Below are 19,833 nucleotides of genomic sequence, written 5' to 3' on the forward strand. Positions count from 1 at the left end.
ATCCCTATCTTAAGATGTTAAATTTGCTGTTCGCATAAACTAGGCACAATCCCTATTTATGCAGTTCTCGCACATACGCTTGGCATGCTGTCAGAGCGATCAGTCCTTGGTCGCCGGCGTCGGTAATTCCGATAATTCGTTGAGCATGCGCTGGGTCAAGTCGGGCGCGCGTTCCTCCATGAACCACGCCGCCGGAACCGGTACTGGCGGGCACTGAACAACCACCGACTGGATCCGAGGCATCGAGAAGGACTGACAGCCGCAGATCAGCAGTGGCAAGGCGATCACGCAGGCGCGCTTGATTGGTTTGAGCATCGCTCAGCTCCTTGTAGTGAGATCGCTCGCTGGACGAAAGCCGCTGCTCGAGCACCAGACGTTTACCCTGCTCTGCCTGCTGCTGCGCGATAGCCGCCTTGTCGATGATGTCCAGATCGGCCCGGTGGAGCGCCGCCTGCTCGGCTAGCTGCTTGCCGTAGCGCCATCCCTGCACCGTCCGCACCTCACCTGCCGTCATCAGCACCAGTACCAGCGCATACCTGTTCGGCCCTTGGTGACGGGGTTATTCGCCACTTACTATGGCCTCGGCTGACTTCTGCACGCTCATCCCGACGCCTCTCGACGCTCGGTAGCACAATGGCAAACGCACAGATCTCCCAGGGTAATTCGCGCGACCTTCCTGCTTATGCCTGTCGGATCTACGTCACAGCGTTCCGTGCAAGTATCGGGCGTTTAAGATGTTGGCCTTCTAACCCCGCTGTGCCGCCTCTATCCGCTTCCTGTTCATCATGTCTAGTCCTGAAATAGGTTTACACCTGTTTCACCCCAACGCCCGATGCATCGCATCACATCGGGCGTTTTGTATTTCAAAGACAGGTGCGGACGCTCGCGGTTGTAGATCGATACCGGCGTTCTGCCGACCGAACACAATCCCCCATCGCAGTAGTGAATCGCCGATTCAACGCTGGTATTCTCGCTACCACATTCGCCAGACCTTAGGGATGGAGAAGAAAATAGAAGCCTCGCAGCCGCGAACCGGACAGCGTCATTGGTCTTGCGCTGCCTTAACTACGTCTAGCGTCTGCCCGAATACTGGCCAGCATGTTTACCCATCCTCCAAGTAAGGTGCAAAAAATTACATGGACCGTGAAGAAAAATATCTTGTAATTTCCATCGACACCGAGGTGGATTGGTTTGATAAGAAAACCAATTTGCTGACCAATGTCGTTCCATCGATGAAGCTATCCAGCGAAATCGCCTCTAGATACGGATTTCATCTGACCCATTTCTGTACCTATGAGGTTTTGAACGACCCAGAGTGCCAGCAGGAAATTCAGCGCCAGATAGCCGCCGGCCCTTGCGAGATTGCCTCTCACCTTCACGTGTGGAGCACACCACCGTTTCAAAACCCTAACCAGCACCAGGTTGACGAGCACTGGATCGACGGATTCCAATCCGAGTTGCCCGATGACCTTCTCACAGCGAAGCTCAAATCCCTGCATAACAAAATTCATGAAGTCACAGGAAGATTCCCGACCAGTCATCGCGCGGGGCGATGGGCGATCGACCATAGAACCATGGATTTCCTTGAAGATAATGGCTATGCCGTTGATTCATCTATGACACATGGTGTCTCTCAGACGCAAATGAAAGGAGTGAGCGAGTTCATCAAGGAAAACGACGGAACATGCCCGAAAACCCCTTACTATCCCTCAAGATCCCGGCTATCCAAGCCAGGCCGCTCGAACTCTTACCGAGTATTGCAGGTTCCTGTGCCGCTTCTCAGGAAAGCGCACCCCGCAGTTAAATTCAATTACCCCGGTAAATCATGGTTCATTGAGCGACGACGCGTCCAAAAGCGAGCTTTGCCAACGGCGCTATCCTTCCGGCCTAACTATCTTATGAAAAATGATGATTACAAATCGCTAATCACATCTTTGTTCAAGGATAACCAGCTGAATGTGTTCACCATGATGTATCACTCATCCGAGCTAATCGAAGGGCAGTCGCCATCGTCTAAAACCGCTGACAGAACAAAGCAGACCATAGCCAGGCTCGAGATGACGTTAGAGCTCGCGGCAAAGATGGGCATCAAACCGCTTTTGCTCAGTGACACACCAAAAATCCTCGGTGCAAAACAATGGAAAAGATAATTGCAACAGCTTCAAATTTTGAAGCAATCAAAAAATTCGCCGACAAATTCGACGAGCATGGAAACTTGCAGCACCTAGAATTCCTTAAACACTATTACTTCGACAGTCCATACTCTGACCTCCACATTTATCTTGATGCTGCTGGAGAAATAGTAGGAACCATGGGAATTGAAGAGATCCCATACCAGTATGATGGCGAGAGTGGTAGCTTGTTCTTTGGGTCGAACTGGTTCGCCTCAACCTCGCTGGCCGGTGCATCCACCTACAGGTTATGGACAGATCGCAACCGCAAGAACTGTTTATCTTTTGGCGGTACAGAATCTGCTCATAACTTCTTTCGCGGAGCCAAGTGGCAATATTTTGAAGGCTTTCAAATACTTGTTCGCAGTATAAATTCAGCCAGCAAACTTAACTCCCAAGCTAATACCGCCATCATTCAGACTGGCCGGCAGATTGATGTCGGGAATTACAGCTTAGAAGGGGACATCACTCCATTTAAAACCGGCTTCAATGGGAGATTCTATTCCAAAAAAGAATATCTTAAGTACAGATACAACCCCACCCTCAAATACATCTCTTACAAATGGGTTTCAATAATTGAAGATGGGGAGATTATCGGCTTAGCGATCTTCAATTGCGGACCAAAGGAAGTCGTATTATCTTACTGCGACGGCATTGATCCTGTGGCAGTTGCAGGCGGCGTACTCAAAGGATTTGCAAAAGTTCTCAGCGATTACGATGACTTAACAGACATGAAAATCCGCATAGGATCATGCTCCCCTGAAATGATAGAAGTATGGAAATCCGCAAACTTTAAAATATCAGCTCAAAGAACTTTCGCTATGAACAAGCCCATCGCAGGGCTAACAGGGCCGCAAAGCTTGACCCAGGGCGGGTGGAACGTTGCATTGGATGTTGGTGACAACTGCTTACGAGATCGCTACTTTCGTTGACTCCCTTGAAACTCCCGCACGTACGCCTGGCATGCAGCCAGCGCGATCAGTCCCCGGTCGCCGGCGTCGGTGATGGCGATAATTCGTTGAGCATGCGCCGGGTCAAGTCGGGCTCGCGGGGCGCCATGATCCATGCCGCCGGCGCCGGAGGCGGCTGGCACTGCACAGGTTGAGGCAGCGTCATGGGCATCGAGGAGGACCGACAGGCGCACATCAGCAGTGGCAAGACGATCGCGCAGGCGACCTTGATCACGTTCGGCATCGCTAAGCGCTCGATAATGGGTTTGTTCACTGACCGAAAGCTGTTGCTCCAGGGCCAGACGCTTTTCCTGCTCGGCCTGTTGCTCGGTGGCGGCCGCTTGAGTCAGTTGATTAAGGGCCCCCGCGTGCAGCCCGGCCTGCTCCGCCAGTTGCCGGCCGTAGCGCCAGTCCTGAAACTGCCAGGCCAGAGCCGCCGAACAACCGGCGAGCACCAGCATGCCGATCACTCGCCAGGAAATCAGGCCGAAGGCTGGCATAACACCGCCCTCGCCCGCGCCCAGAGTTCCAGGCGATCCTGCAACCCGTTAAGCCCGCCGTTGATACGGCGAGTGATGCTATTGAACTGGTCGCGGTCGGCCAGTTCATTCAGGCCGTTCTGCTCCCAGAACCACGCGGCGGACTCAGCCGCCCATTGCGGTTGCTCCAGCAGTTCAGGCAAGGCCAACAGGCGTTCATCGCCGAACAGGCCGAGGCTGCATTGGCGGTAATTGTTGCGACCGGTGATCTGGATCAGGCCGCGGCCACGGTATTTTTGACCGTCGCCGTCGGATTCCGGAGTGTTGCCCAAGCGGGCGGCCAGCGTGCCGGTATCGTATTTACTCAGGTATTGGTTATTGCCCAGCTCCTTCACATAGTTGAGATGGCCAGACTCATGCCCAACCTGGGCGATAAACGCGGCTATACGCACGGACGTGATGATCCGGTACTTGCGCATAGCGGTGTTGAGCACGGGCACAAAAAAGCCCGCAACTTGGCGGGCGTTGGGGAGGATCAGCAGCAGTTGCTGCGGGGTGATGGGCATAACTTTTCTCCAGGATCGAATAGGAGGCGGATTTACAACCGCCGTCCTCTCATACCACCATATATACGGCTCCGTATACGGCGGTTCAGGCTATGCAGTTAATCCGGTTTGTCGTATCCAGTATCGAGACCAGCCCCAGTCGATCTCACAGTTTCTTCGGCAACGCCTGATTCATGTGTGGCGCTCCCGAGTTCCACCACGGACCTCGGCCATTGGACGCTGATGTGCTAGCGCGCCTTTCATCGATCCCCAGGCGCATCAGGTTGCGCGCCCTCGTCGAGGGCTGCTTCCATTGACGCCAGATGATGCAGCGAAGTTTGTGGGTAGTCCGAGAACCGCCTCTGGCTAACACTTCCCCTTGCCGGGTGTGTAGAGGACTTTCACCTCCAAGTCACCAGAGTGACCACCATAGCCAGGCTGGTTGCGCTTCGCGCAACGCGCCAAGCCTGGAGCGCCAAAAAACCGGCAACTTGGCTGGCTTGCGGGACGCCTTAAACTCAAGCGTTAGGTGGGGCAGCAGCTGAAACAGTCAGGTCCATTCTGCCTGCTGGCTCTACAGGCCAATCTACATCAGGCGGCCAGCCCGCTTGGGTCGTGACCCGACCTAGAAGAATGGCGTACGTCTTCCACTGTTTTAGCTGCGCCGAGCGCAATACAAGCTCGGCCTCCTCCTCAGGCGTTGCCATTTCCAGGTCAATGGCATCAGTCAGCACGCTAATACGGTTCGCCAGCGCGGTCTTTTGAGCGGCGGCAAGCTGGGTGGCGAGCTGCAGCTTCAAACTTTGCGCTGCCAACATTTCAGCAGGCGTCGGTATGTGCGGTGCAGGCTCTGTAAAAACCCCATCAGAGAACGTCCAGTTCTGTTGTGGTTCAGGGTCCAGCCCCGTTACCTCTTGCCATACCTCAAGGGGATAGCCAAATATCGGGCGGATATCACCGTCTTCCGGCAGGATTTCCAATAGCTCTGGCGGCGTTGGTACAGGTGGGAAGAGTTCAATAACAATGCCGTTTTCAATGCGCGCGAAAATTCTCATGCGTATTCCTCCACAATAAAAATGGATGGGGCTCCATTGTTGCCGTTGTTTGCCCCGGAAGTTGCAGTGGCCCTTTGGCCACTGCCACCGACCCCATACCCTGAGACTCCGCCGAAGTCCCTGGAAGCGCCAAATGGTGATTTACCCCCCATCCCCCCTACTGCACTACTGACTTGGAATGCGGCACCGGTCCCGCCGCCGTCACCGGGTGTGCCAAAGATATTCGCACCAGTTGGGGCACTTCCTGGCGCCCCCCCCAAACCGCCAGCGTTAGAAAAGGAAGACTGCGCCGGGCCCACCCCTCCGCCGATTCCGCCGGGCAAGGTGAGCAAGCTGCCAAAAGTTGAAGTGCCACCGTTACCGCCTGCAGCCCCAACAACTCCGGTGCCCGGCGAACCCAGCACAACAGTTTGTGTAGTAAACCCGGAGGCGTCATAAATGCCCTCCCCGATCGCACCTGCACTACCACCACCACCCGACGCCGCTTGGCTTGCGCTAGTTGCAGCAGTACCACCACCCGCGCCGCCGGGGCCACAACCACGAACGCGGATCTTGTTCGTTCCAGACGTTTTGGTATAAGTGCCGCTGACAGTAATGGTCTGGATGTTGAGCAGTCGGCCAACAGCCTGGCCCAACTGCATGGCGTGCTGGCTTTGCGTGGCTGGAGCAATCTGAGACGCACCGCCCAACGACTCAATAATGATCCAGGCACCGTTGCCTCCGTTGACACCGGCCTGCACCAGGTACATCAGCACAGCCACGCCAATGGGTAATTCTCCCCCCTGAAGCGGTTGCAAACCGAGCCCGTAAATCGGTTTCGCTGCAAGTCCATCAGGCGCATAGGTCGATGCACCGGTGTTCGGGTGGGCGATCACAACGCGCTGCACATAGCCTTTGACAGGAAGAGCGGTCAGAGCTGGTGTATTGGCCGCAGCATAGGCGTTCGCTGCCCCAGTATCGGTAAGCAAGACAGGTTGTTTATTGAGAAGACGAATTGCCGCGACAAGCTGAACATTGTTGTCTTCATTCGGTACCAGGCCGCCACCGAGGATCACATTCAAAATTTCTTCGGTAACGGCATTGCCCCACTGGGAAGGAATCAAGGATCCCGGCGTCCCAAGCAATGGGTCTTCATCTACAAATTTGCCGCCTACCAGCCCAATGCCGGGCGCACTAATTGGAAAATCCATGTTCTTACCTCTCAGTCATAATTAATGTGTACAACGGTGTGTGCCGGAATCTGCCGGCGTATCAAGCATTCAAGGGCGTTGCCCGGGTTCGCCCCGAAGCGCTCGCCCCAATAACTCGCGCCAAAACGCCGCCCCAGCAGCAATCGCCCGCCGGTGTTCAGTGTCCACATGAACTGCGCCTGCCACGTCCCGAAGTGCGCCGCGCCAAACCTTGCCCGTCCCATTCGCGGAGCTTCGAGTTCGCTGATGGTGGCGTTGGGGTAACCCTGGCTCTTGGCAATATCGAGGTAGTAGCCGATGGCTTGACTGCCGACCGCGAGCAGGCGGCGTCGCACGGCCAGCCGGCGGTCATCGAACAACGGGGTGGCGCCCAGGCACGGGTCGGGCAGGTTCATCACCCGTTCCCAGTCGGGCACCAGTTCGCTGACGCCGGCTGGGTCCATTTCATTGAGCAGGTCAGCGGCACGGCCGTCGATGCGGGACAGTTCCTGGGCGACGCCTTCGAGCACCTCTTCCAGTTCCGGCACCCGCTCGGGGTCCCAGGCAGGTCCACTGGGCAGCAGGCTGCGCAGTTGGGCGTGGTATTGCGCGGCGGTTCTTATGCCTGCCATACGCAACCTCCGAAGGTCAGCAACTGGTTATTGGCTGCTGCTACATCGGCGGTCGGCGACAAGAGTTTGTGGTCGTTTTCGCCGGTGGCGCTGCTGATGGCTTCGGCGATGTGGGTCAACAGCAACGTGTCGCCGAGGCCCGCTTCGCGGTTATGCAGATCGCGCAGTTGCGCTTCGACGGCGGCGCGAACAGCAGTGGTGTCTGGGGTCAGGCGCAAGCTGTAAGTGACCGGCACTTGCACCGGTGACAGCACATGCACCTCGGCGGTGACCGGGCGCAGCGGCTCGACGTAGGCCTGGACTTCGGCCAGTTGCGCGTCGGTCGGGATCGGTTGCGGGTCGTCATCGCGCATGATGAACAGACCGACGGTGCCGGGGCCCAGGTAGCTGCCTCGACACCAGGCCCGAGTCACGCCGGGGCATTCGAGCGCCCAGGTTTCGTAGTCTTGCGCCGAGCCGCCGTGGGGAATGATGCGATAGGAACTGATAACCCGGGAACGCAGGGATTCCAGACTCTCCCGAGCGATGCCGCCGATCAGTCCCGGCGCCAGCACGGTGAAGCTACTGCCGGCAACGCCCAGGATCGGCTGCACCGGAATCAGCGCCAGACCGGCCTCGGCATTGCCCAGGCTGCCAGCCTCGAGCGCGGCGATGGTGGTGGTGTTGAGACCGTTGCTGGTGGTGCGCGCGGCGGTCACTTTGTAGGTGCGACCGTCGCTCGATTGCAGCAGGGTGTCGACGTCCAGCACGGCACCGGCGCTGGCGCTAAAGCTGACGCTGCCGCTGGCCGCTTGTGCGGCTTTGCGCGGCTGGTTCAGGCGCAGTGCGGCGATCCGTTCCAGGGTCGATTCATCGGCCTTGTCCGGGAGGATCTGCTCGGCGATCCAGTCCAGGTAGCCATACAGGCCATAGGCGGCGCCACCGAGGGTGCGGGCCAGCACTTGCGCATCGGACTGGCGCAGCGAATCGCTGGCCAGGTCGCTTTGGGTGCGCTTGATCAGCACCGGCAGCGAAGGGGTTTCAAACGGCATAGATCACCTGCCAACTGTTATCAGGGTTGATGTCCAGGCGCTCGCCGTCGGCCAGGGTCAGGACCGTGCGCAGGTTCAGGCGCTGGGCGTCGAGGCGTTCGCTGATGATGTCGATGGCGCTGCAATGGCCGTCGTCGATCAGCCATTGCAGGGCTTCGCGGGCATAGAACTCGGCGTCCATCTGGGTTTGTCGGGTCAGCTTGACCCGGCGCAGCAGCCACAGCCGCGAACCGATGCGGTCGTCGGCCACCGTCGGAAAGGTGTCGCCCCACCAGCCGAAACGCTCTTCGTCGTCGAGGGCATCGTCATCGGCGGCGCGGCGCCAGGTGAACAGGCTGATCAGCACTGAGCGGGTCAGGGCGGCGTGGAGGTTTTGGCTGATCAACATCACTGCCCTCCCGCCGGTACGCCGGTCTGGCCGTTGCCCGCTTGTACGCCGCCATGCACGTGCTTGATCTGGCTGATGCCACCGGCAATCTGATCGCCTTGGGAGACGATCTTGCCGGTCTGGGTCAGGGTCGGCGTGTCGATGTTCACCGCGCTGCTGGCGCGGATGTTCAGGGTGGCGGTTTCGATGTCGATGATCCGCCCGCGCTTGAAGTGGATCTTGTCGCCTTCATCGGTGTAGATCGCCACTTCGCCAGCGGCCAGGGACTGGAGGCGATAGCGACGGTCGGCGACCACCAGCACGATGGCGTGGGAGCGATCACCACCGAGAAACGTGGCGATACCTTCGGCGCCGGCCAGCGGATTGCTGGTGAAACCGTAGGGTTCGAAGTGCTCCACGTCGTCGTTCACTTCACCGGCGGTGAGGCGCATTTGCAGCGATTGAAGCTTGGTGGCCGAGTTGGCGAGCACGACAGTGCCGCGCGCCAGAAGGCGTGTCAGTAGGCTCATGGGTTGTTCTCAAGAGTCGGCGAAACACAGACAAACCTGTGGGAGCGGGCTTGCCCGCGATGGCGGTATGTCAGGCAAAGGAGCGTTGCAGCGAACACCGCTTTCGCGGGCAAGCCCGCTCCCACAGGGTTCGGCGTTGTTCACAGCATTGGCATTCCAGATGCCATTTAGGGTAAGTGTCGAGCTCAGGTTTTCTTCGGGGGCTCTGGATTGGCGTCGAAGGTATGCGGCGGTGCGACTTGCAGGGTGGTGACCGAGCCTTGCGCCGATAGCGAATACGTCACTTTGGAGATCAGCATGTCGTCATCGAACCCCAGCACCGGGTCCTTGACCCTGACCTGCGTGTTATGACGCCACAGATCGCCGTTGGATTGCCGCCAGCCCTGCACCTGATAGGTGGTGGTTTTGGCCTTGCCCACGCGGGTGGCGCTTTCCCAGTTGGCCCGCTGCAAGGCCAGATCGGGATTGATCTGCATGCCTTCGTTGATCACCGTGACCCGCCGACGCTTGTAGCTCAGGTCGGCGGACACCGATTCAACCTCGCTGACCGCTGCCCCGCTCTTCTTGTCCGTGCCCTTGTGCTGACCGATGACCCGGTATTCGGAGAACACCTGGCTGTAATCCATCGGCGCGTTGGCCGACAGAATATTTTTGCCCAGCTCCAGCGCATCGCTGGCCCGGCCACCACTGCCAGGCTTGGCCAGCACCAGCCGGCCTTGGGCATCATCGGTAGAAAACACCCGGAACAACGTCAGCAAGCGGTCGATGGATTGAAACACCGTTTCCCCCGGCACGATGGTGTGACTGCTGAGCCGGGCGGTCTCGGGAATTTCACTGACCACAAAGACCTTGTAGGTGATCGCCAGCGCTTCGACGATGCTCAACAGCGATTGCTCATGCCATTGGTTCGGGCGGTTGGTCGCGGCGCAATCCACCAGGTCCTGGGTGCAGGAACTGCCTTCGATGTTCAGGCTGATCTGCCGCCCGTCATAACTGATCGGGGCCTTGAACACATACCCGGTCAGCACCAGATCCTGGCCGATGCGCACTTCACAGGCGTCACCGGGCTGGATCCGTTTGTCCACGGTCTGCCCCGGCCATTGCCAGGTGATATTGAGTTTAAAGGTGCGGAACTGGCGCTCCAGATCCGCAGTGATTTCCACGCTTTTCCAGCCGCCGTATTCCAGGCCGCCGACGGTCAGGGTGACCCGGTTATCCATGTCGTTCATGGCTCACTCCCCGGAGACTTTCACATCGTTCGGCGGCAGGAACAACGGATGGGCAACACCGTTGCGTTGAGTCACTTCCGTGACCCGCGTGGCATCGGCAAATTGCCGATAGGCCACGACGACGGCAGGCAAGCTCTCCTGAAAGGATTTACTGACCAGCCGCACGCCGGATGACGCCACCGCCTTGAGGTGCGCATTCAACGCCTGCTTCACATCATTGATGGCCTGGTAGTGCGAGGGATTGGCCTTGTTCAATGCCAGTTGGAGCGCTTCGTTCAACTCCTTTTGCAACAACTGCAAATCGTCGGTGACCGGCACTTCCTGACGGGTGACCGGCTGCAGCGTCTGATGATCCAGCGACGGCTGCGAGACCAGTTTCACCGGCCTCGACGCCACCGGCATCGAGGCAACCCATTGCGCCACTTTGACCAGCAACGTGTCCTGCACCAGATCGGCCATGGCTTGAGCCGCGGCCGTGGTGTCCTTGCCGGTGGTGAGCTTCGGCGCATCGGCCTTGCGGATGGCTTCGAGCTGTTGGGACACGTCGGCAATCACGCCACGATAGCCCTCCTTCGCGAAGTCCTTGAGCGATTTGATATCGCCGAGCAATCCCTTGAATTCCGCTGCCACTTCCTTGGGCAATTCCTTGACCGCCTTGACCAGCTCGGTGATCTGTCGGTACTGCTCGATCAACGGTTTGAGCTGTTCCTTGATGACGTCATACACCCCGGTCAGGCTGTTGCGCAGATTGGCGATGCCGATTCGCGCGGCCTTGATCAGGGTCATGGCCTGTTCGAACCGCGCCACTGCCGAGCCCAGCAAGGTGTCGGCCTTGGCCAGCAACACCTTCTGCGTGCTGACCGTGGCCGTCGGAAACGGCAGCGGTTCATCGGGGTAAAACTTCAGCGCAAAGGTCACCAACCCGCCGTCCTGGCGGGTGTGGGTCATGTCGCACTCGCCGACCTTGACCTGCAAGCGCCCCAGCCACGGGTGCACCAGTTCGCCGCTGCCCGCCTCCAGCGCCTTGAGCAGCTTGTCGCGCTGCTCCAGGCAATCGGGGCCGACGATGAACGCCGTCAGATCGTGGATCTTCGCCTGCTGGCCAAGGCCCTCGAAAAACGGTAGGTCCCGCTGCGGATATTCATGCAACTGGCCCTTTTTACCGACCGGGGTTTTCGCCTGATCGACCCAGAAACCGACACCGCGAAAAGATGCCGGCAACAAACGGTCACGCCAGTTCATTGGAACCTCCCATAGACAGCGAGCGATAGCCGATGCGCGAATTGAGCGACAGCCCCGGTTGATTGGTTTGCGGCTGATCAGTGCGCAGGCCGGCCGGCGCGTTTTCGAAGCGCACGGTCAGGCCGCCTTCGAGTTGCGTGCGGTTGTTGGCGGCGCTTTGCTGGATCAGGGTGTTGGAGTTTTGGGTCAGAGAACCGGGTTGCATCGACGACTTGAGCGGCAAACTGCCGGGAGTCGCCAACGCGTTTGAGGGTTGCTCGGTAGCGGCATTAATGAACGCCGCCGCCGGCGCAAACTCACCCTTGCCATCGGCATTGGTTTTCTTTTGCACCTCGGTGAAGTCTTCGACCTTGCCGGTAATTTTGGCAATAAAACCACCAACGCTGCCGCCCAGCATCTCCTGGATCGGCGCCAGAATGGCCCGGAGCTGTTCCGCTTTTTCACTGAAAAACTGAACCACAGATGCCCATGTTTCGCTCAGTGCGTCCAAGGGCGACCAAGTGAACAGGCCGCTGAGGTAGGAAAAAAACGCCTGCGCCCCAAGCTTGATTGACTCCCAGTACCCCGAGAACACGGCAGGCACCTGACCCCAAGCCGCGGCAATGGCGTCCAGCGGGACCCAGTCGAACAGGCTGCGCAGTTTCTCCTTCACCGGCACGGTCAGTGCCATGAGCAGATCCCAGATGGCCGCAAACAAACCGACAATGGCCCCCCAGTTGTTCAGGATCATTCCGTAAGGCGTCCAGGCAAACCACGCCTTGAGGAAATCGAATCCCGCACTCACGACTGCTTTGACTTGATCAAAAATGGCCGAGAAAACGCCGCTGATCGGCGCCCAGTAACTGACAACCTTTTGCCAGAGCCCGGCGAAGAACGTCGAAATCGGTTCCCAGTTGGCAATGATCAAACCGGCCGCCAGGGCAATGCCCATGGCAATCAGCATGATCGGATTGGTCTTGAGCACCATGCTCATCAGATCGAACACCTGAGTGGCGCCGGTCACGGCGGTTTGCATCGCCGAGAACGCAATGGCCCCTGCCGCCAGGCCTTCGACCAGTTTCGGGTTGTCGTTGAGCAGACTGCCGACACCGGTCAGCAACGGCTCAAGACCGACCACTACCGCTCCGACCGCCGGCAACAGCGCGGCATCCACGGCGGCGGAGACTTTTTCCATCGACGCGCTGAACACATTCAGGTTCTGCGCGGCGGTTTTCGGCGCAGCGGGCATGTCGACCGTTTTGGCCGTCTCACTGACCTCGGCCAATTTGCCCTGGAACGCAGCAGACGCCTTGATCCCGTCCACGAACGGCGTGATCACGCTGCCGCCCTTGAACAGACCGCTGATGTCCAGTTTGCCAAGGCCGGTCTGCTCCAGGTTTTTCTTGAAGCTTTCGACTTTTGCCCGAAGGGCACCGAGTTTGGGTGACAGTTCGTCGATGCCCGTGAGCAGCACCGAGGTTTTCTCTTTCGTTTCTGTGTTCGCCATCACTGCACCTGCTGCATCGCATTGATCCGTTGCGCGTGCTCCAGCGATTCGCGGAGCACATCCAGTGGCCTGGCCATCATCTGTTCGGGGTCAACCTTCCAGAACCAGGCCAGGTCATAGGCGACTGCGATCAGGTCGGTGATGGCGCCGACGCCGCACTCATGAAAAAACTCGCGACGGCCCAACTCAGCGCGTTGAGGTCAGCCAGGTCCAGCTGGTTGACCGACGACGGCGGGATGCCGGCGCACACGGCGATGTATTTGGCCGCGACGTCCATGTCGAGGCTGACCTCTTCGCTCTTGTCGATCTTGTACGGCAGCGCCTTGATCGCCCGCACTTCCTGCACCGTCGGGCGGCGCAGGTTGAGTTCGGTCAAGGGCTCGCCGTGGGCTTCGATCGCAACTTGAAGCTTCACGGCGTTGCTCATTGCCAGGTCCCCTTGATGCCTTCGAATTTCAGTTCGATGGTGGCGTCATCGCCTTTGGATACCGGCTCTTCCACCAGGTAGGCGCCGGCCAGCACGTAGACTTTGCCGTTGCTGAATTCGCAGGTGACGGTCATGTCGGAGCCTGCGATCAGTTGCTTGAGCGGGAAGTCCGCGGTGTGCAGCGCCGTCACTTTGAATGACGGCGCAATGTCGGTTTCCTTGTAAAAACCCGGCACGACGGTTTCCCGTTTAACGGCCATCAATGGCGCTTCGCAGCCACCGTTGATGGTCAGTTGAGCGCCGTCCACTTTGACGTAGCAGGTGCCCGCAATCAGTTGACCCATGGTGTTTCTCCCTTCAAATAAAAAGCCCACGCGGGGTGGGCTGAATTCACACAGTCAAGCGCAGCGATCAGGCGGCGGCGTCGTACTGCAGACGGAACTGGTTGAGCAGCGCGAACACGCGCAGGCCATTGATGTAATCCGGCGGGAACATCACGTTGACCCGGCTCGGGTCCTGAACATCGCGTTCGACGATCAGGTGTTCGGCGAACAGCTCGGCGTTTTCCACGTGGCCTTCCAGTTCGAGCTTGGCGTACTGGGCGATCAGCTCACCGCGAAGAGTGCTCGGGGTGACGATGGGCTGGCCGGCGCCGAAACGGGTGCCGTCGGAGGCCAGTTTGTGGCGACCGTATTTGCTGGTGATCACGCTTTGCAGGCGACGCACGATGAACGCCGACTGGTGCATGGTTTCGCTGTCCAGGTAGGAGTTGTCTGCCTGGCCGTAGGCGTTCTTCTGATAGGTGGTGATCGAACGCTGAATGCGCACGTAGCCACCTTCGTAGTACGCGGTGGCGATGCCGTAGTTGAGCAGCGACTGACGTTCGGTCAGGGTGAAACGCTCACTCGCCGGTGCCGGGTCGAGACCTGGCAGGCTGCCGCTTTGGGTCGGACGGCTGGCGTCGGCCGAGATAAACACCGAGGTGCGCGCGGCCAGTGCGGCGGCCTGCACCCAGAACGGTTGCGGGACGCCCGGTTCCAGCGCCTGGATGGTCATGTGCTGGTCGTTACGCGCTTGCCCTGCCGCCACCAGCGTACCGACGGTGCCGCGCTTGGCGCTGTAGACGTGACCGAACAATTGCTTGGCCCAGGACCACCGACCGGTGCTGTCATCCATGACGGCTTGCCAGGTGTTGAGGGTCGACAGATCCGACCACGGCATGCAGATGAACTCGAACGGTTCATCGCCCAGCGCCGCCACGGCGGCCACTTGATCCGGCACACCGGCGCCGCCGGTCATGGCGGTGATGGCCGAGGTCAGGCCCGCCGGGGTTTCTTCGCCGTTGCTCTTGCCCAGACGATTGAATTGCAGGCTGATGTCGTTGCCGCTGTCGCCCGTCCATTTGGCGCTCAGGGTGACCACACCTTCGACCGCCGCAGCAGTGACAGGCAGATCGGCGCTGGCGTTGATTTTCAGTGCCAGGGCCGTGGCCGCTTGCGCCGCGGTGGCGCCGTTGACGATGGCCGCCTGAACGCGAACGCCGCCGACGTACAGGTTGAGCACGCCGCTTTGGGTCGCCGCACCCGTCAGGGTCAGCACACCTTTGGCAATGCTGCCCCCAGTGTTGTGCAGCGGCAGGCACCAGATCTCGCCGATCGGGTCGGTCTTGCGCCAGGTTTCGTACATCGAGGCGAGCATCGAGCCCTGGCCGCCAATGCTTTTGGCCAGCGCCACGCTGGACACCAGCACAAGTTTGCCGACATCGGCCGGCGCAATGTTGTCGTTGACCTGAGCGACGATCAGGCGGCGCATGGCCGATGACGCGCTATTGGCGGCCGAGTTGTCCATTTCGGCATAGAACAGCGGAACACGAATGTCCGCGGGGATGTTGCTGAATCCGATCGCCATTATTTGGCTCCCTGTGGTTTCGCCGCTTTCACGGCTTTGGTAGTGATATCGCCATCGGCCAGACGTCGACGCCACCAGGCGTTGTCCGGCACTTCACGGCCCTCGAGGGGCAACAGATCGCCCGCTTCCGGGTCCGGCACGGCACGGCCCGGGGCCGGCAGCACGGTGATGCGTTTGCTCATGGGGTTACGTCTCCAGAGAAAGTCAGTTCCAGGCGCCCGTCGGGGCCTGGGCGTTGCAGATTGGGGTCCGCCGGATCAATCGCATCGACCCGCACGGTGACCCCGGTAAAGGACGACAAGCCGTCCAGTTCACGCTCGTGCCAGCTTTCTGCCGGTTGACCCGGCAGATTGCGGCCGAGCTGGAATTCGGTAAAAAAGCGCAGGCGGTAGAGCACGCGGCTGCTGTTGATGGAAACCAGTTCGCCGCCGTCGTAGGCGATGGCGCCGTAGCCATTGCCGGGCTTGAAACCCACCAGTGCGCGCCACAGTTCGGCGCGTAAGTCATGCAGTAGATCCAGCGCGTTTGTGGCGTCCGTGGTGTCGAGCACCAGGGTCACTTCGAAGCGGTCACGGATCGGTTGCAGCATCAGGTTTTGCGCCACGCTCTTGCTCGCCAGATCGGCAATCGGCACCACATAGGCGCAAGGTGTTTGCAGCGGGGTGTTGGCTTGCAGCGTGGCGAGATCGATGCCAGCGGCCACGCGATTGGCCAGGGTTGGGCATTGCTCACGCAACTGCGTGAGGATCGGGGTGATCTTCATGGAGGTGCTCCAGACTCGAATGAAAGGTGCCGCAGGAACGTGTGGGAGCGAGCCTGCTCGCGATAGCGGCGGGTCTGGCGCCATCGATGTTGAATGAGCGGCCATCTTCGCGAGCAGGCTCGCTCTCACAGGGCTCTGCGCGTTGGCTACAGGTTTGGATCAGGCGACGGTGTCAGCGCCTGGATCGAGGCAAGTCGCCTCGATCATGCAGCGATAGCTGTTGGTGCGATCACCGTTGGCGGTGACTTTGTCGATCGACCAGCGACCACGCATAAAGTCCGGCCACGTGTCGTCCAGCACTACCAGCCCTTCAGCCGAGAAGTCAGGATTGCCCGGACAGCTGATTTTCACCTTGAGCTTTTCACGGCCCATTTTGCGCACTTCACCTTCGCCGACCGCCTGCGCTTCTTCCGCGCTTTGGCAGCTCTGGCGCACGGTCTTGAACGGCGCGAGCCCGGTTTCAACCACCTGCAGCAAACCGGCTGCGGCATCCCACCAACTGATCTTGCAGCCCTGGCTTTTGCCCCGGGCGGAGTCATCGAGGGTGGCGGTGATGAACCCATGATCGCCGGGGCGATTGTTGTGGGTGACCGACAGTTTCACGTCCGGCAAAACTTTGCCCGACAACGATTTGACCTGGCCTGGCCGAGCCAGCACATACAGCTCATTGACCGGTTTGGCGATGGCGCCGTACTTGGCCGCCAAACGTGTGATGAAGCCCATGTCGGTTTCATTCGACTGGTCGATGTGTTCGACCTTTTTCAGCGCCAATGCCGGGTCCACCCTCGGCGAAAAGCCGTGCCTGGCCGTCAGCTCGCGAAACAATGCACCGAGGGTAGTCGGGCCATGACTGGCCGAACGACGCTGCTGAAATCCGCTCTCGTCCGCCGCACTGAACGGTGCGGCGGTAGCCACCAGTGACACACGAAACGGGAACAGCGTCGGCGTGCGTCGGGTCACCAGAAACTGGCCTTTATCCACCAGCCCGGACTCCAGATAACCCACGCGCAAGCCGACTTTCCCGCCCAGGCTCGGCAGCCCTTCAAGGCCTTCGAGATCGAGTAGCAGAGTCAGTTGATCGGACTCGATACCGGCGGCATCGATGTGCTCCCAACTGATCAGACGCTGATTGATCAGGGCCGCGTTGGCCCCGTAAATTTCTACCGCAGGCGTGAACCCCAGTGCCATGTAACCTCCTCAATCCCACGCTGTTACCGGTGTGGTCGCTACGGGTCTGGATTCAAGTTCCGGCAGCACCACCCAGATGCCGGCGGGCAGTACCGGACCTTGCTCGGCCAGTGTCGGGTTGAGACGCCACAGCGCCTCTTCGGCCAAATCGTCACAACGTTCAAGCTCTCGGTAGAGCAACAGATTCACCGAATCACCGGCCACCGTTCGTACCTTACGCATTGACGAATTCCTCCAATGTAATCGACCAACTGATCAACATCGCCGTGCCGTCATCAATCACGTCGCTTTGGGTTTCCGTCACATCGTTGATCCGCCATAAACCCCAGTTACGGCCAATGCCATCGACCAACGGCAGCGGTACTCTCATTGCTTGCAAGGCGCGCAATTCATCGAGCCGGTCCATCGCCACCGCGTACATCGCCTTGCCGGTTATCGTCAGGCTTTGCAGGCCTTGACCGGTCTGGCTGGACTTGGGCTTGCTGGTCAGAATATCCACCTTCACCCAGCCACCGTCCGATTTGCGCACCAGACCGCTGTAGGCGAAGTTGCGCGACAAGCCGAAAATGAACGTGCCGAGTGCCATTTGCTGCCTCATCAAGCCACCCCGTCAGTCAGGGCCGTGTCACGTCGCACGGCGAGTTGGTTGGTCGTTGTCATCAGTCCGAATTGCCCGGAAATGTGCTGCACCACCAGGTTTGCCAGTTGAGTGGCGCTGGCTTGATCCTGACCATTGATATAAATGTTCGCGGTCAGTGCGTTTTGCTGACTGGCTGCCTGGGTGTTGGTCAGGTCTTTGCTGACCTGATCTGGAGCGGCGAGCTTGTCGGCGGGCGCGGCGAGTTTGTCACCCAGCCAGGAACCCGATTCTCTCCCCATCCAGCTTCCCGCCAGTCCGCCGATGACCGCGCCGACCGCCCCGCCAATGGCAGTGCCTAAGACAGGGCCGAAAAAGCTACCCACGGTGGCGCCCATGGCAACACCTGCCGAAGCCCCCGCCCAACCGCCGCCAGCGGCTCCCAGGCCAGCGCCTGCCATCCGGGCATCGCCGTTCATCGCGCCTTCAACCACCTGGGGGGCGGCACTTAACGCGAATGCTCCAGGTATAAAACGGGTAACCGAGCCCAATGAAGCGCTCATGCCTGTCAGGGCACCGCTAGCACTCGCCCCGGCCTCAGCTTTCGCAGCGTTCGCAGGATCCGCTACAGCCTTGAACAACGTCCCCATCAGCGGTTTGATCGCCGCTGCAACCAGTACAACTGCAGCGGTGGCTTTAGGTGAGGTTTCAACCAATTCACTCAAGCCATCAACCAGCGAACCAAGGGAGTGGAGCGAGATTTCCGTCACCGGCGCCAGAGCATTACCCGTGGCCACCGACAGACGATCATTGCGCGCGCTCAAGATGTTCAACTGGCCTTGCTGGGTTTTCGACTGCGCGAGTGCGTCTTGCCTCACCGAGCCTTTGTCACCCAACTCCGATGTGGCGTACTGGGCTTTGTCTCTTACCTGCCAGAAAGCGCCATTCACATCGGCAAGGTTTTGCGCCATGCGCAGCGCCGCCTCATCACCATTGCCAAATAGCGTGGAGGCAAGCGTCGAGCGTTTCTCGGCAGGTTGCGCGTTCAAGGCCGCAAGCACCGACATCACCGTGCCAGGCGCCGCGTCCTTGTCACGCAAGCCGCTCGCCACCGCCTTCGGCTCCAGACCCAGCTGCTTCCAGGCCGCTTGCTCGGTTGCCGAGGCCTGATCACCCTTGCCCATCACAGTGGTGATGCTTTTTAGCGCTTCGCCGGCATCAGCCTTTTGCGTACCGGTTTTCAGCAGTGCCGCCGTCAACGCTGCGGCTTGCGCAGGGGACAGGCCCGCCGCCGTAGCAGCAGCACCGTCACGCTGCAAGACGGCACCGATGTCAGCCGCTTTTGCACCACCGGGTATCTTGCCCAGATGGTTGGTTGCATCCGCCAGGTCAAAGGCTTGAGCACCGTTGAGCTTCATGGAGGTGCGCCAGCCGACCATCATCTCGGCGACATCCATGGCCGGCATTTTGAACGCCGACGCGGCGACGCCAGCATCACTGGCAAAGCGCAGCAGCTCAAACTGTCGGTCCGAAGCATTGGGCAGATCGCTAGCGATTCCTGCCTTGGCAGCCAGACTTTCAATCCTCACCAAATCAACCGCCCTGGTCCCCCCGGCCGCCACCAGCGGAGCGATAGCGATGTGCTGGGTTGACTGCGCCATCTCTTCGCTCTGGCGCGGGGTAAATTGGGCGTCCCGCTTCAGATCGGCCCTAGCCGAATCCATCGCTATCGCGGGTTTAAGCAGGTCAGGCGGCTCGATACCGCCACCCGACTTGCCCGCACTCTTTTGCTCGCTGGCCGGCTCACTCTTGGCGCCGCCTCCCGTTGCCTGGGATAACAAACGTTGCGACGAAAGTTTCAAGGTCAACGACTCAATAGCCGTTGTCAGCAGACCGAGCTTGAGCCCGACGTCTTTCAGCGCCAGACCGAGGCCGGGCATCTGATCCCTGGCGGACGCGCCCGTACCTTGTGCTGACACAACGCTGGTGACTGCCGTGGTCAGGCTGGTATTACCGAACGCCAACCCACTGTCGTCGAGGGCTGCGAATTTGAGCGAATAACTATCGTCCGCCATCCCGCTCTA

24 protein-coding genes and 1 pseudogene are annotated in these 19,833 nt (G+C 59.6%); 2 read left to right on the plus strand and 23 right to left on the minus strand.

Annotated features, from left to right (window positions below):
* Positions 1-52: 52 nt before the first annotated feature.
* Positions 53-514, minus strand: coding sequence for a lysis system i-spanin subunit Rz (locus AACY49_RS02565; protein ID WP_339521527.1), 462 nt, complete (start codon positions 512-514; stop codon positions 53-55).
* A gap of 622 nt (positions 515-1,136) precedes the next feature.
* On the opposite strand from AACY49_RS02565, the gene AACY49_RS02570 reads away from it, so the two are divergent.
* Entirely contained in the window at positions 1,137-2,150 is a 1,014-nt protein-coding gene (locus AACY49_RS02570) for a hypothetical protein (protein ID WP_339521528.1), read from the plus strand.
* Positions 2,138-3,103 (plus strand): hypothetical protein, encoded by a 966-nt coding sequence (locus AACY49_RS02575; protein ID WP_339521529.1) that lies wholly within the window; start codon positions 2,138-2,140, stop codon positions 3,101-3,103. Before AACY49_RS02570 ends, AACY49_RS02575 begins: the two co-directional genes overlap by 13 nt.
* On the opposite strand, the gene AACY49_RS02580 is transcribed toward AACY49_RS02575, so the two are convergent.
* The 22 genes and pseudogenes from AACY49_RS02580 to AACY49_RS02685 all read right to left on the minus strand — a co-directional run bounded on the left by AACY49_RS02580 (position 3,091) and on the right by AACY49_RS02685 (position 19,824).
* Complete coding sequence (locus AACY49_RS02580; protein WP_339521530.1) at positions 3,091-3,621, minus strand: lysis system i-spanin subunit Rz; 531 nt, start codon at positions 3,619-3,621, stop codon at positions 3,091-3,093. The two genes, AACY49_RS02575 and AACY49_RS02580, sit on opposite strands and share 13 nt — an antisense overlap.
* Positions 3,603-4,166, minus strand: a complete 564-nt coding sequence (locus AACY49_RS02585; protein WP_339521531.1) for a glycoside hydrolase family 19 protein — start codon at positions 4,164-4,166, stop codon at positions 3,603-3,605. The genes AACY49_RS02580 and AACY49_RS02585 overlap by 19 nt, the downstream gene beginning before the upstream one ends.
* Positions 4,167-4,311: 145 nt before the next feature.
* Positions 4,312-4,488, minus strand: a pseudogene (locus tag AACY49_RS02590) (group II intron reverse transcriptase/maturase); the annotation flags it as partial.
* A 175-nt stretch (positions 4,489-4,663) separates the two neighbouring features.
* On the minus strand, positions 4,664-5,200 hold the full coding sequence (locus tag AACY49_RS02595; RefSeq protein WP_339521532.1) for a tail fiber assembly protein: 537 nt from the start codon (positions 5,198-5,200) through the stop codon (positions 4,664-4,666).
* The gene (locus tag AACY49_RS02600; protein WP_339521533.1) at positions 5,197-6,390 is read right to left on the minus strand and encodes a hypothetical protein; all 1,194 of its coding nucleotides are present in this window, start codon (positions 6,388-6,390) and stop codon (positions 5,197-5,199) included. The genes AACY49_RS02595 and AACY49_RS02600 overlap by 4 nt, the downstream gene beginning before the upstream one ends.
* Positions 6,391-6,401: 11 nt before the next feature.
* On the minus strand, positions 6,402-7,001 hold the full coding sequence (locus AACY49_RS02605; RefSeq protein ID WP_339521534.1) for a YmfQ family protein: 600 nt from the start codon (positions 6,999-7,001) through the stop codon (positions 6,402-6,404).
* The gene (locus tag AACY49_RS02610; protein WP_339521535.1) at positions 6,989-8,032 is read right to left on the minus strand and encodes a baseplate J/gp47 family protein; all 1,044 of its coding nucleotides are present in this window, start codon (positions 8,030-8,032) and stop codon (positions 6,989-6,991) included. The genes AACY49_RS02605 and AACY49_RS02610 overlap by 13 nt, the downstream gene beginning before the upstream one ends.
* Positions 8,022-8,420, minus strand: a complete 399-nt coding sequence (locus AACY49_RS02615; RefSeq protein ID WP_123719829.1) for a phage GP46 family protein — start codon at positions 8,418-8,420, stop codon at positions 8,022-8,024. The genes AACY49_RS02610 and AACY49_RS02615 overlap by 11 nt, the downstream gene beginning before the upstream one ends.
* Positions 8,420-8,929 (minus strand): phage baseplate assembly protein V, encoded by a 510-nt coding sequence (locus AACY49_RS02620; protein ID WP_339521536.1) that lies wholly within the window; start codon positions 8,927-8,929, stop codon positions 8,420-8,422. The genes AACY49_RS02615 and AACY49_RS02620 overlap by 1 nt, the downstream gene beginning before the upstream one ends.
* Positions 8,930-9,114: 185 nt before the next feature.
* Entirely contained in the window at positions 9,115-10,158 is a 1,044-nt protein-coding gene (locus AACY49_RS02625) for a phage baseplate assembly protein (protein ID WP_339521537.1), read from the minus strand.
* A gap of 3 nt (positions 10,159-10,161) precedes the next feature.
* Positions 10,162-11,400, minus strand: coding sequence for a DNA circularization protein (locus tag AACY49_RS02630; RefSeq protein ID WP_339521538.1), 1,239 nt, complete (start codon positions 11,398-11,400; stop codon positions 10,162-10,164).
* Positions 11,387-12,886 carry a phage tail protein gene (locus AACY49_RS02635; RefSeq protein ID WP_339521539.1) on the minus strand — a complete coding sequence of 500 codons (1,500 nt, stop codon included), beginning with the start codon at positions 12,884-12,886 and terminating at the stop codon, positions 11,387-11,389. The genes AACY49_RS02630 and AACY49_RS02635 overlap by 14 nt, the downstream gene beginning before the upstream one ends.
* The gene (locus AACY49_RS02640; RefSeq protein ID WP_105340307.1) at positions 12,886-13,071 is read right to left on the minus strand and encodes a hypothetical protein; all 186 of its coding nucleotides are present in this window, start codon (positions 13,069-13,071) and stop codon (positions 12,886-12,888) included. The genes AACY49_RS02635 and AACY49_RS02640 overlap by 1 nt, the downstream gene beginning before the upstream one ends.
* Positions 13,017-13,313: a phage tail assembly protein gene (locus AACY49_RS02645; protein WP_007907223.1), complete on the minus strand. Its 297-nt coding sequence runs from the start codon at positions 13,311-13,313 to the stop codon at positions 13,017-13,019. Before AACY49_RS02645 ends, AACY49_RS02640 begins: the two co-directional genes overlap by 55 nt.
* Entirely contained in the window at positions 13,310-13,657 is a 348-nt protein-coding gene (locus AACY49_RS02650; RefSeq protein ID WP_018926973.1) for a phage tail tube protein, read from the minus strand. Before AACY49_RS02650 ends, AACY49_RS02645 begins: the two co-directional genes overlap by 4 nt.
* Positions 13,658-13,724: 67 nt before the next feature.
* Positions 13,725-15,221: a phage tail sheath subtilisin-like domain-containing protein gene (locus AACY49_RS02655; RefSeq protein WP_339521540.1), complete on the minus strand. Its 1,497-nt coding sequence runs from the start codon at positions 15,219-15,221 to the stop codon at positions 13,725-13,727.
* Positions 15,221-15,403, minus strand: coding sequence for a DUF2635 domain-containing protein (locus tag AACY49_RS02660; protein ID WP_003198311.1), 183 nt, complete (start codon positions 15,401-15,403; stop codon positions 15,221-15,223). Before AACY49_RS02660 ends, AACY49_RS02655 begins: the two co-directional genes overlap by 1 nt.
* A complete protein-coding gene (locus AACY49_RS02665) occupies positions 15,400-15,984 on the minus strand; it encodes a phage tail terminator protein (protein WP_339521541.1) in 585 nt (194 codons plus the stop codon). Before AACY49_RS02665 ends, AACY49_RS02660 begins: the two co-directional genes overlap by 4 nt.
* 159 nt (positions 15,985-16,143) lie before the next feature.
* Positions 16,144-17,172 (minus strand): phage late control D family protein, encoded by a 1,029-nt coding sequence (locus AACY49_RS02670; RefSeq protein ID WP_339521542.1) that lies wholly within the window; start codon positions 17,170-17,172, stop codon positions 16,144-16,146.
* A 9-nt stretch (positions 17,173-17,181) separates the two neighbouring features.
* Positions 17,182-17,394 (minus strand): tail protein X, encoded by a 213-nt coding sequence (locus AACY49_RS02675; protein WP_320391998.1) that lies wholly within the window; start codon positions 17,392-17,394, stop codon positions 17,182-17,184.
* On the minus strand, positions 17,387-17,770 hold the full coding sequence (locus tag AACY49_RS02680; protein ID WP_258697329.1) for a phage tail protein: 384 nt from the start codon (positions 17,768-17,770) through the stop codon (positions 17,387-17,389). Before AACY49_RS02680 ends, AACY49_RS02675 begins: the two co-directional genes overlap by 8 nt.
* Complete coding sequence (locus AACY49_RS02685) at positions 17,770-19,824, minus strand: phage tail tape measure protein (protein WP_339521543.1); 2,055 nt, start codon at positions 19,822-19,824, stop codon at positions 17,770-17,772. Before AACY49_RS02685 ends, AACY49_RS02680 begins: the two co-directional genes overlap by 1 nt.
* Between the last annotated feature and the right edge of the window lie 9 nt (positions 19,825-19,833).

Source organism: Pseudomonas sp. EL_65y_Pfl2_R96, from assembly GCF_963970905.1.
GTDB lineage: Bacteria > Pseudomonadota > Gammaproteobacteria > Pseudomonadales > Pseudomonadaceae > Aquipseudomonas.

What these genes read in the sequence shown, in the direction of transcription:
- AACY49_RS02565 (WP_339521527.1), bottom strand. Translation starts at nt 514, where the DNA reads ATGACGGCAGGTGAGGTGCGGACGGTGCAGGGATGGCGCTACGGCAAG.
- AACY49_RS02570 (WP_339521528.1), top strand. Translation starts at nt 1,137, where the DNA reads ATGGACCGTGAAGAAAAATATCTTGTAATTTCCATCGACACCGAGGTG.
- AACY49_RS02575 (WP_339521529.1), top strand. Translation starts at nt 2,138, where the DNA reads ATGGAAAAGATAATTGCAACAGCTTCAAATTTTGAAGCAATCAAAAAA.
- AACY49_RS02580 (WP_339521530.1), bottom strand. Translation starts at nt 3,621, where the DNA reads ATGCCAGCCTTCGGCCTGATTTCCTGGCGAGTGATCGGCATGCTGGTG.
- AACY49_RS02585 (WP_339521531.1), bottom strand. Translation starts at nt 4,166, where the DNA reads ATGCCCATCACCCCGCAGCAACTGCTGCTGATCCTCCCCAACGCCCGC.
- AACY49_RS02595 (WP_339521532.1), bottom strand. Translation starts at nt 5,200, where the DNA reads ATGAGAATTTTCGCGCGCATTGAAAACGGCATTGTTATTGAACTCTTC.
- AACY49_RS02600 (WP_339521533.1), bottom strand. Translation starts at nt 6,390, where the DNA reads ATGGATTTTCCAATTAGTGCGCCCGGCATTGGGCTGGTAGGCGGCAAA.
- AACY49_RS02605 (WP_339521534.1), bottom strand. Translation starts at nt 7,001, where the DNA reads ATGGCAGGCATAAGAACCGCCGCGCAATACCACGCCCAACTGCGCAGC.
- AACY49_RS02610 (WP_339521535.1), bottom strand. Translation starts at nt 8,032, where the DNA reads ATGCCGTTTGAAACCCCTTCGCTGCCGGTGCTGATCAAGCGCACCCAA.
- AACY49_RS02615 (WP_123719829.1), bottom strand. Translation starts at nt 8,420, where the DNA reads ATGTTGATCAGCCAAAACCTCCACGCCGCCCTGACCCGCTCAGTGCTG.
- AACY49_RS02620 (WP_339521536.1), bottom strand. Translation starts at nt 8,929, where the DNA reads ATGAGCCTACTGACACGCCTTCTGGCGCGCGGCACTGTCGTGCTCGCC.
- AACY49_RS02625 (WP_339521537.1), bottom strand. Translation starts at nt 10,158, where the DNA reads ATGAACGACATGGATAACCGGGTCACCCTGACCGTCGGCGGCCTGGAA.
- AACY49_RS02630 (WP_339521538.1), bottom strand. Translation starts at nt 11,400, where the DNA reads ATGAACTGGCGTGACCGTTTGTTGCCGGCATCTTTTCGCGGTGTCGGT.
- AACY49_RS02635 (WP_339521539.1), bottom strand. Translation starts at nt 12,886, where the DNA reads ATGGCGAACACAGAAACGAAAGAGAAAACCTCGGTGCTGCTCACGGGC.
- AACY49_RS02645 (WP_007907223.1), bottom strand. Translation starts at nt 13,313, where the DNA reads ATGAGCAACGCCGTGAAGCTTCAAGTTGCGATCGAAGCCCACGGCGAG.
- AACY49_RS02650 (WP_018926973.1), bottom strand. Translation starts at nt 13,657, where the DNA reads ATGGGTCAACTGATTGCGGGCACCTGCTACGTCAAAGTGGACGGCGCT.
- AACY49_RS02655 (WP_339521540.1), bottom strand. Translation starts at nt 15,221, where the DNA reads ATGGCGATCGGATTCAGCAACATCCCCGCGGACATTCGTGTTCCGCTG.
- AACY49_RS02660 (WP_003198311.1), bottom strand. Translation starts at nt 15,403, where the DNA reads ATGAGCAAACGCATCACCGTGCTGCCGGCCCCGGGCCGTGCCGTGCCG.
- AACY49_RS02665 (WP_339521541.1), bottom strand. Translation starts at nt 15,984, where the DNA reads ATGAAGATCACCCCGATCCTCACGCAGTTGCGTGAGCAATGCCCAACC.
- AACY49_RS02670 (WP_339521542.1), bottom strand. Translation starts at nt 17,172, where the DNA reads ATGGCACTGGGGTTCACGCCTGCGGTAGAAATTTACGGGGCCAACGCG.
- AACY49_RS02675 (WP_320391998.1), bottom strand. Translation starts at nt 17,394, where the DNA reads ATGCGTAAGGTACGAACGGTGGCCGGTGATTCGGTGAATCTGTTGCTC.
- AACY49_RS02680 (WP_258697329.1), bottom strand. Translation starts at nt 17,770, where the DNA reads ATGAGGCAGCAAATGGCACTCGGCACGTTCATTTTCGGCTTGTCGCGC.
- AACY49_RS02685 (WP_339521543.1), bottom strand. Translation starts at nt 19,824, where the DNA reads ATGGCGGACGATAGTTATTCGCTCAAATTCGCAGCCCTCGACGACAGT.